Origin of the sequence: Pontivivens insulae (assembly GCF_900302495.1) — a bacterium.
GTDB lineage: Bacteria > Pseudomonadota > Alphaproteobacteria > Rhodobacterales > Rhodobacteraceae > Pontivivens > Pontivivens insulae.
The window spans coordinates 140,276-153,657 of the sequence record NZ_OMKW01000003.1; the positions used below are offsets into that span (position 1 = coordinate 140,276).

At 59.6% G+C, this 13,382-nt stretch carries 12 protein-coding genes; 9 read left to right on the forward strand and 3 right to left on the reverse strand.

Features of this window, described 5'->3' with window-relative positions; genetic code table 11:
• Window positions 1-417: 417 nt before the first annotated feature.
• From POI8812_RS11190 to POI8812_RS11200, 3 genes are read right to left on the reverse strand one after another with little or no spacing between them, the layout of a single operon-like run.
• A complete protein-coding gene (locus POI8812_RS11190; RefSeq protein ID WP_108782687.1) occupies window positions 418-1,551 on the reverse strand; it encodes a Gfo/Idh/MocA family protein in 1,134 nt (377 codons plus the stop codon).
• 10 nt (window positions 1,552-1,561) lie between these two features.
• Window positions 1,562-2,452, reverse strand: coding sequence for a TIM barrel protein (locus POI8812_RS11195; RefSeq protein ID WP_108782688.1), 891 nt, complete (start codon window positions 2,450-2,452; stop codon window positions 1,562-1,564).
• Between the two features lie 14 nt (window positions 2,453-2,466).
• A complete protein-coding gene (locus POI8812_RS11200; protein ID WP_108782689.1) occupies window positions 2,467-3,591 on the reverse strand; it encodes a Gfo/Idh/MocA family protein in 1,125 nt (374 codons plus the stop codon).
• Between the two features lie 121 nt (window positions 3,592-3,712).
• On the opposite strand from POI8812_RS11200, the gene iolD reads away from it, so the two are divergent.
• From iolD to POI8812_RS11245, 9 genes are all read left to right on the forward strand, one after another.
• The gene (iolD, locus tag POI8812_RS11205; RefSeq protein WP_108782690.1) at window positions 3,713-5,584 is read left to right on the forward strand and encodes a 3D-(3,5/4)-trihydroxycyclohexane-1,2-dione acylhydrolase (decyclizing); all 1,872 of its coding nucleotides are present in this window, start codon (window positions 3,713-3,715) and stop codon (window positions 5,582-5,584) included.
• On the forward strand, window positions 5,584-6,561 hold the full coding sequence (locus tag POI8812_RS11210) for a PfkB family carbohydrate kinase (protein ID WP_108782691.1): 978 nt from the start codon (window positions 5,584-5,586) through the stop codon (window positions 6,559-6,561). The genes iolD and POI8812_RS11210 overlap by 1 nt, the downstream gene beginning before the upstream one ends.
• 10 nt (window positions 6,562-6,571) lie before the next feature.
• Entirely contained in the window at window positions 6,572-7,414 is an 843-nt protein-coding gene (locus POI8812_RS11215) for a 5-deoxy-glucuronate isomerase (protein WP_108782692.1), read from the forward strand.
• A gap of 107 nt (window positions 7,415-7,521) precedes the next feature.
• The gene (locus POI8812_RS11220; protein ID WP_108782693.1) at window positions 7,522-8,361 is read left to right on the forward strand and encodes a class II fructose-bisphosphate aldolase; all 840 of its coding nucleotides are present in this window, start codon (window positions 7,522-7,524) and stop codon (window positions 8,359-8,361) included.
• Window positions 8,361-9,356, forward strand: a complete 996-nt coding sequence (gene iolG / locus POI8812_RS11225) for an inositol 2-dehydrogenase (RefSeq protein ID WP_108782694.1) — start codon at window positions 8,361-8,363, stop codon at window positions 9,354-9,356. The genes POI8812_RS11220 and iolG overlap by 1 nt, the downstream gene beginning before the upstream one ends.
• A gap of 152 nt (window positions 9,357-9,508) precedes the next feature.
• Window positions 9,509-9,862, forward strand: coding sequence for a Lin0512 family protein (locus POI8812_RS11230; RefSeq protein WP_108782695.1), 354 nt, complete (start codon window positions 9,509-9,511; stop codon window positions 9,860-9,862).
• Window positions 9,855-10,220 carry a Lin0512 family protein gene (locus tag POI8812_RS11235; protein ID WP_108782696.1) on the forward strand — a complete coding sequence of 122 codons (366 nt, stop codon included), beginning with the start codon at window positions 9,855-9,857 and terminating at the stop codon, window positions 10,218-10,220. The genes POI8812_RS11230 and POI8812_RS11235 overlap by 8 nt, the downstream gene beginning before the upstream one ends.
• Before the next feature lie 75 nt (window positions 10,221-10,295).
• The gene (locus POI8812_RS11240; protein WP_162844898.1) at window positions 10,296-11,633 is read left to right on the forward strand and encodes a sigma-54-dependent transcriptional regulator; all 1,338 of its coding nucleotides are present in this window, start codon (window positions 10,296-10,298) and stop codon (window positions 11,631-11,633) included.
• Entirely contained in the window at window positions 11,626-13,299 is a 1,674-nt protein-coding gene (locus tag POI8812_RS11245) for a sensor histidine kinase (protein WP_108782698.1), read from the forward strand. Before POI8812_RS11240 ends, POI8812_RS11245 begins: the two co-directional genes overlap by 8 nt.
• Window positions 13,300-13,382 lie beyond the last annotated feature (83 nt).

Consider the following 13,382-nt stretch of genomic DNA (forward strand, 5'->3'; position numbering starts at 1 on the left):
CCAGGTCTGTTCGTGGGCATGCCGAGGGCAACGCACCACAAAGCGCAGATTCTCTGCTGCTTCGACTCGAATAGAGCACAAGATTCGCCACACTGCAACCGGTTGCAAAATTAACTTTCACCTACCTCACCATCGAACCAATCAACACTTCCGAGGGCCAGGAAACCGGCTTACCAAACGCCTGAAGAACTTCTGTAAATAAATTAATACAGATACTTAATCGACCACTAGCTGCCACTCACAACCTTGCGGGGCCGCGCTGCTCGACGCCAAGAGCCACACGAACAACCGTGACCAAACAGAAAATCTCGCCGCAATGCAGCGAGATTTTGCGGTGCAAAACCAGTCAATGAAGCTGACCAATGCAACCGATGCTCAAATTTGGACTGGCCGCACGATATGCGGCCAAGCTGGGGCCTATCGGAACATCGGCGGGCGGGCATCGACCCAGGCGCCATCAGCCTTTGCCGAAGCAACGGCCTGATGAACCGCAGCCATCGACCGCAGGCCGTCTGCGGCGACAGGGAAATCACCATGCGCCTCACCCCGGATTTTAGCTGCGAGGTCCACATAGATATTCGCCACGGCGAGTGGGAAACCCTCAGGATGCGCGATCGCGACGCGGCTCAGCCGCTGCGCTTCGTCCGAAAGGCCGCCTTCCCCCTTTTCCATGATCTGCGTTCGACCGCCGACCGGTGTGTAGAAAACCTGGTTGGGCTGTTCGGACGCCCAGCGCAGGCCGCCGGTTTCTCCAAACACCTGAATGTCGAAACCATGCTGACGTCCGATCGCCACAGATGACGTCCAAAGCCGCCCGACAGTCCCACCCTCCATGCGGAAATTCACCATGGCGTCATCTTCCAGCTCGCGGCTTGAAATGGTTGAGGCGAAGTCCGCTGAGAGCGTGCGAACCTCATCCCCCGCAATAAAACTAGCCATATGAAGGGCGTGGATTCCGCAATCCGCAAACTGGCCAGAGACCCCAGCCATCGCTGGATCATAGCGCCAGCGCACGCGCGGATTGTCAGCATCGCCCGCATCGCCATGATGCCCATGGGAGAAGTTGGCAACGATGGTGCGGACCTTGCCGATCTGCCCCGTCGCAACCATGTGGCGCATTTCACGCACCATGGGATAGGCCGAGTAGCAGTAGTTCACCGCGCAAATTTTCCCCGAGGCCTCGGCAACGCGAACGATCTCTTCACCTTCCTCGACGGTCATCGTCATGGGTTTCTCACACAAGACGTTAAACCCTGCTTCGAGAAAGGCCTTCGTAATTTCGAAATGCGTTGCATTCGGCGTTGCAACGGTCACCAGATCAACGCGATCCTCGCGGGTCCGCTCCCCTTCCAGCATGTCCTGCCAATTGGCGTAAGCTCGGTCAGAGGCGATGCCGAGCGTGTCGGCAAACGCGCGGCCACGCTCTGCATCAACGTCCAGCGCGCCTGCAGCCATGACGAAATTGCCGTCCGCCTGCGCGCCCATGCGATGTGCCGGCCCAATCTGGCTGCCCTTGCCGCCGCCGATCATGCCCCAGTTCAGTTTTGTCATGATCCGACCCTCAGAAGCCAATGGATTTCAGATAGTTGCTGTTCGCTTTCGCGTCGCCAAGCGGATCCGGATCCAATAGCGGGTCGCAATCCTGCTCAACCGTGCACCAGCCCTCAAATCCATTGTCGAGAAGGACCTGACGCACCGCCGGAAAGTCCACATCACCCTGCCCCAGATTGCAGAAGATCTGCTGACCACAGGCCGTGTAGAAATCGGTCCGATTTGCCACGACCTTCGCCTTCACGACCGGATCAATATCCTTGAAATGCATATACGAAATTCGGTCGATGTGACGCTTCATGAAGGCAACAGGATCGTACCCGGCATAGGAATGATGGCCGGTATCAAAGCATATTTTCAGGATGCTCTCTGGCACTTCGTCGAGCAGACGCTCTAGCTCTGGCTCGAAATCGAGGAAACCGGCCGCATGGGCATGAATGCCGACGGTCAGGCCGAATTCATCGGAGCCTATCCGCGCAATGGTCGCAATGCGATCGCGGAACGCAGCCCACTCTGCCTGATCCATTTGCTCCGCTTCGTCTGCGCGCCCGGCAGTCGGTGCACGGCGCGGCGAAATACTGTCGATCAGCACCAAATGCTGGGCGCCATGGGCCGTCAGGGATTTGCAGGTCCGCTGCGCGGCATCGAGAACCTCATCCCATTTCGCTGCATCATGAAAGGGTTGAAATACAACGCCGCCGATCAGTTCAAGCTCATGCTTTGAAAGGGCTTCCGCCAGCTGAACAGGGTCTTCGGGCATAAAGCCGATAGGCCCTAACTCGATGCCGCGGTAACCTGCGGCCGCATTCTGTTCAAGCACGGTTTCCCATGCCGGGTTGCGCGGATCGTTCGGGAACTCAACACCCCACGAACAGGGCGCATTTCCAATTCGTATTGTCATCTCCGATGAGCCTTTCAGGATTTGAAGTCGGCGACGTTGCGCCATGTCTTGCTGTTGGAGGAGGCGATGGTGGCGGCGACGATCTCGTTCACCTCCATCCCGTCGCGGAATGTCGGCCAATGGGAGTCCCCCGACGCAATCGCTGTCAGGAAATCCTTCGCCTCGATAATGATCTGATCCTGATACCCTGTGCCGTGGCCCGGCCCCTGGCAAAACGGAAGGTAATCCGGGTGAGATGGGCCAGTTAGGATCTTGCGGAAACCGCGCTGCGCGTCATCTCCGTCCGAAGTGTAGAGCCAGATGGCGTTCTGGTCTTCCTGATCGAAGCGGATAGCCCCTTTTGTGCCAGTAATTTCATATATATAGCCCATCTTTCGACCCGTCGCGATGCGGCTGAAGAAGAGATGACCCATCGCCCCGTTCGCAAATCGGCACATGACTTGGGCGTGGTCATCATTCGTGACCTCAGCCAGACCGCCCTGCCCGTCAGGCCGCTGTGCGTGAACCGTCTCCACATCACCCAGAACGCTTGCGACAGGTCCCATCATTGCCAGTGCACAATTGATCATATGTGGGGCCAGATCACCCATCGTGCCATTCGCCATTCCGCGCGTGCGCCATGTCGCAGACGCATCCGGGTCAGCGTAAAAATCTTCAGTATGCTCACCCCGGAAATAGGTGATGTCTCCAATCACGCCATCCGCAAGCAACTGGCGTACATACTGGCTGGCCGGCGTTCGGATATAGTTGAAGCCGACCATATTTACCGCACCCGATGCCTCGGCCGCCGCGACCATCGCCCGGCTGTCATCCACGTTAGCGCCGAGCGGCTTTTCACACAGTACTGGCTTACCCAGCGCGAAGGCCGCCTCCGCGATTTCGCGATGCGTTTCCTGTGGGGACGCGATCACAATCGCCTCGACCCGCGGGTCGTTGACCAAAACGCGCCAATCATCGGTGCCCTGCTCAAATCCATAGGCGGCGCGATACCGATCCGCGGAGGCCATGGAAGTCGCACAGACCATGACCAATCGAGGCCGCAATTCTGTCTGAAACACTGCTCCGACGCAGGACATGGCAACGGCATGGACCTTGCCCATATAGCCGCCTCCGACAATGCCGATGCCGATCTCTCTCATCCACCCTGACCTTTTTCGTTTTTCGGTTTGCAACCGGTTGCAAATTATGTAGCTTGAGAATCAACACACCGTCAACACGCAAAAATGCGGACCAAGACGGACGGACCTAGGGTTGAGGAATATGACTGCACCTGACAACACTCTGCGCCTGACCACGGCGCAGGCCATCATCCGGTATCTCGACAATCAGTTCATAGAAATCGACGGGCAAGAGCAGCGCCTGTTCGGCGGGGGCTTTGGGATCTTTGGCCATGGCAACGTTACCTGCTTGGGCGAAGCTCTTTATAATCATCGTGAAACACTGCCTCTCTATCGCGGACAGAACGAGCAGAGCATGGGTTTTGCAGCGGCGGCTTATGCCAAGTATCATAAACGCCAGCGCATGATGTTTTGCACCGCAAGTGCCGGACCGGGCACCGCCAACCTGCTGACCTCAGCCGCGCTTGCCCATGCGAACCGTCTGCCAATGCTGATGCTGTGTGGTGACACGTTCATAACCCGTTTGCCTGACCCGGTTTTGCAACAGCTTGAGCATTTTCAGGACCCGACATTCGGGGTGAACGATGCGTTCAAAGCCGTGACGCGTTACTGGGACCGGATCACACATCCGGCCCAGGTCATTCAGTCCCTTCCCGCAGCTGTGAACACAATGCTCGACCCGGCGGATTGCGGCCCTGCCTTTATCGGTTTGCCTCAAGACGTGCAGGGTTGGACATATGACTACCCGACCCGCTTCTTTGAAGAGACGGTTCACCGCATCCGTCGGCAGGCTCCGGATCAGGCAGAGATTGCGGATGCGATCGCAATGCTCAGATCGGCAGAGAGGCCGGTCATCATCGCTGGCGGCGGCGTGCAATATTCCGGCGCCGTGGCCGAGCTGACGGCCTTCGCGGAGGCGCACGGAATTCCGGTGGTCGAGACCATTGCAGGCCGGGCCAACATGGTGGAGACACATAATCTGAACTGTGGTCCCATCGGTGTCACCGGGTCAGACAGCGCGAACACTATCGCCGAACGCGCGGATGTCGTGCTCGCCATTGGCACCCGGTTGCAGGATTTCACGACGGGCTCATGGACGGCGTTTGCCCATGATGCCAAGCTCATCTGCCTGAATGTCGGACGCCATGACGCCAGCAAACACATGTCCCTTGCCGTTGTGGGAGATGCAAAGCTCGGCCTGCAATCCCTCGCCGCTGGGATGACAGATTTCGCTGCACCGGAAAGCTGGTGCGCTTTCGCGGCCGACGAAAAGGCAAAATGGGCCAACTACGTCGCGGACAACGTGAAACCGGGCAACCGCCCGAACTCTTACGCGCAAGCCATTGGGGTGGTGAACGCGCTATGCGATCCGCGCGACCGTGTCGTCGCCGCTGCGGGCGGCCTTCCGGCCGAGGTGACCGCCAACTGGCGCACGCTCGACATTGGGACGGTGGATGTAGAGTTTGGGTTCTCGTGCATGGGGTATGAGATCGCGGGCGGTTGGGGCGCACGTATCGCCCAGGCCGAGCAAGAGTCAGATCAAGATACGATCGTGTTCACCGGCGACGGCTCTTACATGCTGATGAACTCGGACCTTTATTCCAGCGTGCTGAGCGACAAGAAGATGATCGTCCTGGTGCTGGACAATGGCGGCTTCGCAGTCATCAACAAATTGCAGAACAACACCGGCAATGAGAGCTTCAACAACCTGATTGCGGACGCACCCACGATTTCCCGCCCCTTCGCGGTGGATTTTGAAAGCCACGCGCGGTCGATGGGGGCCGAGGCGGAAACCGTCGCCAATCCGGCAGAACTGGCCGAGGCGTTCAAGCGGGCCAAGGCCGCCGACAAATCCTATGTGATCTGTATGAAAGTCGATGCCTATGAGGGCTGGACGACCGAGGGCCACGCCTGGTGGGAGGTTGGCACCCCGCACATCACCGAAAGCGAAACGGTGCGCGAGGCGCATATTGATTGGGAAAGCAGCCGTCCCAAACAGCGGAAGGGCGTCTGATGGACCATCTTCTGCAAGGCATCGCCCGCAACCATTTCGTTGTGGTGGGTCGGGCCGGGATCGACTTCTTCACCGATCCCGGTGTCGCCGCTGAGGATGCGGAAAGCGTGACTGTCGGGCTTGGCGGCTCATCAGCGAACATCGCGGCCGGGATCTGCAAGCTTGGCGGACGGTCTGCTTTGGTCACACGGGTGTCAGATGACAGCGTCGGCAGCTACTGCGTCGGCCAGCTGAAGCGCTACGGCGTTGACACCACCCATGTGCGTTCGGTTGGTGGTGAATACCGCAACTCCCTTGCCTTTTACGAAAGCCGGGTCGAGGGGCACCGCAATGTGATCTACCGCAACGGCGCGGCAGATTTTCAGATGGATGACACGGATGTCGACGCGGTGGATTATGCAGCCTTCGGCGCTCTGATCACCGCAGGCACTGTATTTGCCGCTGAGCCGTCGCGCGGTGCTGCGTTTCGCGCATTTGAATTGGCAAAAGCAGCGGGCCTGCCGATCATCTTTGATGTGGATTACCGCCCCTATTCGTGGCCCTCGGCCAAGGTCGCGGAAGAGGTATTGTCTCGCGCGGCAGCACTGTCAGACATGATCGTCGGCAATGACGAGGAATTCGGCTTCATGGCCGGCGATCACGGAAAAGGGCTCGACAAAGCGCGTTCGTTGGGCGCGGACGGACGGCTCGTCATTTACAAGATGGGCGAAAAGGGCGCGCTGACTTTTGCGAATGGTCAGGAACTTCGCACCGGGATCTATCCTGTCGAAGCGCTCAAACCGACCGGCGCGGGCGACAGCTTTATGGCGGGTTTTGTGACATCGCTTGCGGACGGGCATGATCTGCACGGTGCGCTGCTGCGCGGATCGGCCTGCGCCTCCATCACCGTTTCGCGCCCGGGCTGCGCACCGGCCATGGCGGACCGGGACGAACTTGACCAATTCCTGGCCAGCCATCCTGGCCCAACCAATTCATAAGGGAACACCAATGCATATTCCTCCGTTCGACAATCAGAACAAACCCATCGTGGACGTGGATGACGCGCTGGTGCCGCTCAACTACTTCAACATCGTGAAGCTCAAGCGCGGAGAGGCGTTCGCGTATCAGGTGCCCGGATATGAGACCTGCATCGTCCCTGCGACCGGCACGGTGGATGTAGAGATCGAGGGCGAGACCTATGCGAACCTTGGCAATAGAACGGTTGATGTCTGGGACGGCGAACCCGAGGGCGTTTATGTCCCAACCGGTGCAAAGGCCCTATTCAACTGTGTCTCAGACGAGGCTGAGGTGTTTGTTTGCGGGGCACGATACGACAAGGTGTTGACCCCATTTGACGTGCGTGCCGACGAGATCGATCTGGTGCAATACGGGTCGGACGACACCAAGACCCACCGAAAGATCAAGCATATTCTCGGCACGAAGTACCATGACCGCGTCGGGCGCTTGCTGGTGTCCGAATTGTTCACTGTCGGCCAAGGTGGATGGTCGGGGTTCCCGTCGCACAAGCACGACACGGATCGCCTGCCCGATGAGACGCGGCATGACGAGACCTACAATTTCCGCTTCAAGCCGAATTACGGCTCCGGCGTGCAGATGCTTCAGCGCGAGGATGGCAAACCGGGGGATGCGTATCACATCGTCGATGGCTCCACGATCTGCCTGGACAAGGGCTATCACCCCTGCGCGGTACTGCCGGGCTACGAGATGTATTATTTCACGATCCTTGGCGGGTTGAGCCAGCGGTCGCTGGTCCAGTATTTCCAGCCGACCCATGCGGCACAGCTAGAGACCATCCCCGGCATCAAGGACATGATCGCCAAGTTCAAATAACCCACACCTTGGCCCGGCACAGCTGGGCCGTGCCCGACCTCCCAACTTGAGCGCGCTTCGCACCCGCGGGAGGTCGAGCGTGTGGCCTGTATCGACTGGATCGCCAGATGCCCCTCGTCACCTTATCCGAAGTTCTGCAACCTGCCCTGCGCGGCAACTATGCTGTGGCTGGTCTCGTCACCCTTGGCTGGGAGGAGATGCGCGCCTATGTCGCCGCCGCAGAGGCTGAGAACACGCCCGTCATCCTACAAGCCGGGCCAAGCTGCCGGGCGCACACCCCCTTGCCAATTCTGGGCAAGATGTTCTGTCATTTGGCCGAGCAAGCCAGCGTTCCCGTCGTTGCTCATCTCGATCATGGATATACATTTGAGGAATGCCAGGAGGCGCTGGACAGCGGCTTCACATCACTGATGTTCGACGGCTCCCGCAAGCCGCTCGCGCAGAATATCGAAGAAACGGCGCGGATCGCAGAGCTGGCACATGATGCGGGCATATCCTGCGAGGGAGAGATCGGATTTGTTGGCTATTCGGGCGGTGAAACCTCGGCAGGCACCGATCCGGCCGAAGCCGCCCGTTTCGCGCGCGAAACCTCCGTCGATGCCATGGCAATTTCGGTCGGGAACGTCCACCTGCAACAGGACAAGGAAGGTGGCCTCGATGAGCCACGTATCCGTGCCATTGAGGCCGTCACAGAAATTCCGCTCGTCATCCACGGAGGCTCGGGCGTGCCAATTGCGCAGCGAATTGCACTCTCGCAAGGATCGTCGATCTGCAAATTCAACATCGGAACGGAGTTGCGCATGGCTTTTGGCACTTCTTTGCGCGCGGCTGTCAATTCTGACGCCGACAGGTTCGACCGCGTCTCGATCCTGAAGGAGACCCACGACCCCGTTGTCGATGCGACGCGACGCGTCCTGCGCAACTTCAAACCGGCGGAGACTGTCTGATGGTAAATTTCGCACTTTTCGGCTGCGGGCGGATTGGGAAGGTCCATGCAATGACGCTTGCCCCTTTGAAGGGGGCAAATCTGGTCGCGGTGAACGACTATTTCGAGCAGGCCGCCCTTGATCTGGCCGCCGAATACGGTGCGCGTGCGGCAAGTGTCGCGGATATTCTGGCCGACGAGACGGTTCATGCCGTCATCATCGCAACGCCAACCGATACGCATTTTGACCTGATCCGTGCGAGTATCGCCGCGGGGAAGGCCATCTTCTGCGAGAAGCCCGTCGATATGTCTGCCGACAACATCCGCACACTGAAATCAGAGGTCGAAGCGGCGCGGATCCCGTTCATGACCGCATTCAATCGGCGCTTCGATCCAAACTTTGCGTTGGTGGCGGACCGCATCCAGCGTGGTGAGATCGGCGAGGTGGAGATGGTCACGATCCTGTCGCGGGACCCTTCCCCACCCCCGGTGAGCTATATCAAATCCTCAGGCGGAATTTTTCGCGACATGATGATCCACGATCTGGATATGGCTCGTTTCCTCTTGGGCGAAGAGCCGGTGGAAATCTACGCGACCGGCTCTGCCCTCGTCGATCCAGCGATTGGCGACGCGGGTGACGTGGACACCGCTGTCGCAGTGCTAAAGACCGCATCGGGTAAGGTTTGCCAGATTTCCAACTCCCGCCGTGCCACCTATGGCTACGATCAGCGGGTGGAAGTCCACGGAGCAAAGGGCATGTTGCGCGCGGACAACCATCTTGAGAACACGGTCGAAATCGCGACCGCGCAGGGCTTTGGCCGGGCCGTGGCACAGAACTTCTTTCTGGAACGCTACGCCGAAGCCTATCGCCAGGAAGTTCTGCATTTCGTTGACGCGCTCTCGAATGGCGAGGCTCCCTCACCGGGTATCAACGATGGGCTGGCCGCTCAAAAACTGGCTGACGCCGCGACCCTGTCGCTTGAGACCGGGCAGCCACAAAGGATCGTGCCGGAGTGACACGGCACGTGAGCGCATGGGCATGATGCACGTCCGGGGTTTCCTCGGACAGGGGAGGGCCAGCCCCGCATCGCGCCCATGCGCCCCTGATTTCACTTGCGCATCTGACGCGGCCTTGGGACATCTTGCTGCAACAGATGGAAGGTATGGACATGGCGCGACGATTATTGACCGAATTTGGCATGGGCACCTCCCTGCGGCGCGGGGACTACACGCAAGCAGCCAAGCGGGCCGTGCAAGACGCGCTCTGGCATAATTCGATCAATCTCGCGGAACTCTTCGGCTTCGAAAAAACGGACATGCTGATCACGGTCGATGTCGGCGTGCAGAAGCCAGACGAGGTGGATGTCGCTGAAATCGCCGCCGTCTTTCCTTATGGCCAGCCCACCATTCAGGTTCATGAAGGCGGCCTCGACATTCCGCGGCCCGAAGGAACCGGAAATCCGACGATCATCGCCAATGTGGCCCTGTCCGTCGCCTTTGACATGGAGAAAGCCGATGTCTGAGCAGCGGATCATCATCGAGATGGGCATGGGCAACGATCTTCATGGGATGGACTATACCAAGGCCGCGGCACGCGCGATCGAAGACGCCATCCGGCACTCTACCCTGCCAATTCTCGGCGCCCTTGACCTTGATCATCAGGAGATGGAAGTGCGCGTCACCATCGGGGTTCAGGCCCCGATTGCCGTTGATAAAGAGGCGCTTGTGGCCAAACTTCCAAGGGGAAAGGTGAGCATTGATGTGCAGAAAGGTGGACTGAATGTCACCGACCCCGATACCGGTGAAACGCTGGTGATCGCATCAGCGGCGGTCGAGGCCTTTCTTCCGCGACAGGCGGGCTGGCGCATCAAGGAACGCTGAGGCACGATTGCGAAAAAGCTGGCCTGATTGGTATCGCTCAGGCTAGTGCGGTGTCCACCACCGCGTTTCGGGAGCGTGAATTTGGCCCATTCTGTCTTTGTGATCGACGATGATCGGGAGTTGCGCGACTCTGCCGCTCACCTTTTGACGCGCTCCGGCTGGCAGGTCACCACTTTCGCCGAGGCCGAGCCCGCATTGCTGCGTCTTGAGGGCCTGGCACCGGATGTCATCCTCTCTGACGTCAGAATGCCGGGGCTAAGCGGGCTGGAGCTGCTCGACAGGCTCAAGGGCACCGACGCGCCGCCAATCGTCCTGATTTCCGCCCATGGAGATATTCCGATGGCGGTGGAGGCGATCCAAAATGGTGCATACTCCTTTCTGGAAAAGCCGTTCGAGCCAAGACGGCTTCTGCGCATCCTGCAACACGCAGCAGAAGCGCACCGGCTGGCGCAGATGGCTGGTCGGATGCGGGCAGAGTTGTTGCGGCTCTCTGGACTGGATCGGGTCTTGCTGGGCAATGATGCCCGGATCGTTGGGTTGCGTCAGGAAATCCTCGATCTTGCGGAAACGCGTGCCTCTGTCCTGATTCAGGGAGAGACGGGGACCGGTAAGGAGTTGGTCGCGCGCGCTTTGCACCGTCTCGGACCGCGGCAGGATGCTGGTTTCGAGTCGATCAACTGCGCGACGCTGGGCCCGGCCCATTTCGAAGAGATCGTATTCGGTGTGGATGGCCGGGCCAAAGGCGCCTTGCGCGGCGCGGATGGCGGCACATTGTTCTTGGATGAGATCGCCGCCTGCCCGCTCGATGCACAGTCCAAGCTGCTGCGCGCCATCGAAACCGGCGTCGTCCGCCCTGTCGGTGCGGACACAGAAGTGACGACGGACACCCGGATCATTGCCGCGACGAATGAGGATCTGGGCGCGCTGGTTGCGGCGGGAAAGTTCCGCGCCGACCTGCTTTATCGGCTCAATACGTTCGAATTGCATTTGCCGCCCTTGCGTGAACGCCGTGAGGACATCGTATTGTTGTTCGAGCATTTCCTTGGCGATGTCGCAGAGACTTACGAGGTTGCTGCACCGTCATTGAGTGCAGAGGATACCGCCGCCCTTCTGGCCCATGACTGGCCGGGCAATGTACGAGAGCTGCGGCATATCGCGGAGCGCCGTCTGCTGGCCGCACGGCGCGGCACGGGATCTGTTGGCTCTGCCCTGACCCAGTCTGAAGCCGGGGAGGATATGCCGGGCACCTTGCGTGAGGCCGTTGCGCGGTTCGAGCGATCGTTGATCGCGCAGGCCATCCGTACCCATCAGGGGCGCATGGACGCTGTGGCAGAGGCGCTGGGCATCGGGCGACGGACCCTTAACGACAAGATCGTGAAACTGGGATTGGATAAGGCCAATATCCTTGGCTGAACGCCGTCGCATCTGGGGCGCGGCAATCGCCGCGCTGCTGCTCGCAACTGGCCTGTATCTCGGGCTGATCGCTGTTTTCACTCAAAGTGAGTTGCGCGATACACCCAATCGGGCGGCCTTCTTTGCCAGCACGCTGCAAGCCGAACTTGATCGGCTGGAACATCTTCCGGGTGTGATCGCACATGATCCGCTGACGCTGCGCACCCTGATCGATCAGGTGCCTGCGCCGCTTGAAGACTACCTCGCAGGTGTTCAGGAAACAGCACGGGCCGAAGCCATCTTCGTTCTCGACATCAATGGACTGACACTCGCAGCCGCAGGACGCGAAATCGACGAATATCACACGTTTCGCCCCTATTTCCGCGAAGCTGTTGCGGGAGGGTCAGGACGCTTTTACGAGGTCGGGTTAGAGGCCCGCGCGCCGGGGTATTACATTGCCGAGCCTGTGCGTGACGCAGCTGGAACCGTATTCGGTGCGGTTGTCGTAAAGGTTTCACTGGCGGCAGTCGGACGCAGCTGGGCGGATAGCGGCGCACTTCTATTGGCGACCGACGCGTCCGGCGTTGTTCTCGTATCGTCGCGCAGCGCATTGCTGCTCGGGATGACCCGAGAGTTGTCTGCATATGACAGACGACAACTCACCCGCAGCCGTCCGGCGGGCGACACCGTTTTGCACAGGCTGGATTGGCAGGAACAGTCGGGCGATCGGCTTGCCCTTGATGGGGTCAGCTATCTGTGGACCCAGGCTGACATCGGATATGAGGCGTGGACGCTGCATCTGCTGTCGGACGAGCGGGCCTTACGCACGCGCGCGCAGCTTTGGGTCGCGTCAGCGCTCGCCGTGCTGCTGATCCTTTTGATCCTCGCGGCCTCATTGCGCGCGCGCCGGCTGCGAGAGACCCTTGCCGCCTCCGTTGCAGAACAGGCGCGCCTGCAAGCCGTTCTGGATGAAAAGGACAGGGCGCAGCGGTTGCTGAGCGAAGCGGAGGAAGCCCTGGCCCGACAGCGGCGTCTTGCTGCACTCGGCCAATTGTCTGCCTCGATCACCCATGAACTGGGCCAGCCGATTGCCGCAATGCGCAACTATCTGGCGGCAGAAGAAATCGCACAGGGTACCCTTCCAGGGGAATTGGCCCCGCCGCTTACGCGGATCGTGGAGCGCATGCAGCGGATCGTAGACCAACTGCGTTCCTTCGGACGATCCCCGCAGATCGAACAGACCACATTTGATCTGGCCGAAAGCATCCGCCGCGCACTCGCGCTGGTGGAGCATGATTTGGACCGGGATAACATCGCTCTGTCTGTCCGGCTGGCGGAGGATGTGTTTGTGATGGGCGAAGCCGAGCGGTTTGAGCAGGTCATCATCAACTTAGTTCGGAACGCGCGTGATGCGGTTGCGCAATCAACCGCCAAACAAATTTCGGTCGAGATGTCCGCTGAAGGCGAGCAGGCAATAATCCGCGTGCATGACACGGGGCCGGGGCTTGGCGGCGCAGATCTTGCAAAACTGCAGGAGCCGTTCTTCACGACCAAGCCGTCTGGGGAAGGAATGGGACTTGGCCTTGCGATCTCAGAGCAGATCATCAGCGATCTGAAAGGGTCGATGACAGCGCAAACCGGCGCGGATGGCGGTGCAATCTTCGAAGTGCGTCTGCCCTTGGCCTGATTGGCGAAAACCCGCGCGGCTTTTTGCGGGCCCCTGCGGTTTCGTTCATAGGAGCGGCCGTTTCCAATTTCTAACGTCGCCCC

Bases quoted from the DNA above. Each gene is read 5' to 3' on its own strand.
- iolD (WP_108782690.1), top strand. From the start codon at position 3,713: ATGACTGCACCTGACAACACTCTGCGCCTGACCACGGCGCAGGCCATC.
- POI8812_RS11200 (WP_108782689.1), bottom strand. From the start codon at position 3,591: ATGAGAGAGATCGGCATCGGCATTGTCGGAGGCGGCTATATGGGCAAG.
- POI8812_RS11190 (WP_108782687.1), bottom strand. From the start codon at position 1,551: ATGACAAAACTGAACTGGGGCATGATCGGCGGCGGCAAGGGCAGCCAG.
- POI8812_RS11215 (WP_108782692.1), top strand. From the start codon at position 6,572: ATGCATATTCCTCCGTTCGACAATCAGAACAAACCCATCGTGGACGTG.
- POI8812_RS11235 (WP_108782696.1), top strand. From the start codon at position 9,855: ATGTCTGAGCAGCGGATCATCATCGAGATGGGCATGGGCAACGATCTT.
- POI8812_RS11210 (WP_108782691.1), top strand. From the start codon at position 5,584: ATGGACCATCTTCTGCAAGGCATCGCCCGCAACCATTTCGTTGTGGTG.
- POI8812_RS11230 (WP_108782695.1), top strand. From the start codon at position 9,509: ATGGCGCGACGATTATTGACCGAATTTGGCATGGGCACCTCCCTGCGG.
- POI8812_RS11195 (WP_108782688.1), bottom strand. From the start codon at position 2,452: ATGACAATACGAATTGGAAATGCGCCCTGTTCGTGGGGTGTTGAGTTC.
- iolG (WP_108782694.1), top strand. From the start codon at position 8,361: ATGGTAAATTTCGCACTTTTCGGCTGCGGGCGGATTGGGAAGGTCCAT.
- POI8812_RS11220 (WP_108782693.1), top strand. From the start codon at position 7,522: ATGCCCCTCGTCACCTTATCCGAAGTTCTGCAACCTGCCCTGCGCGGC.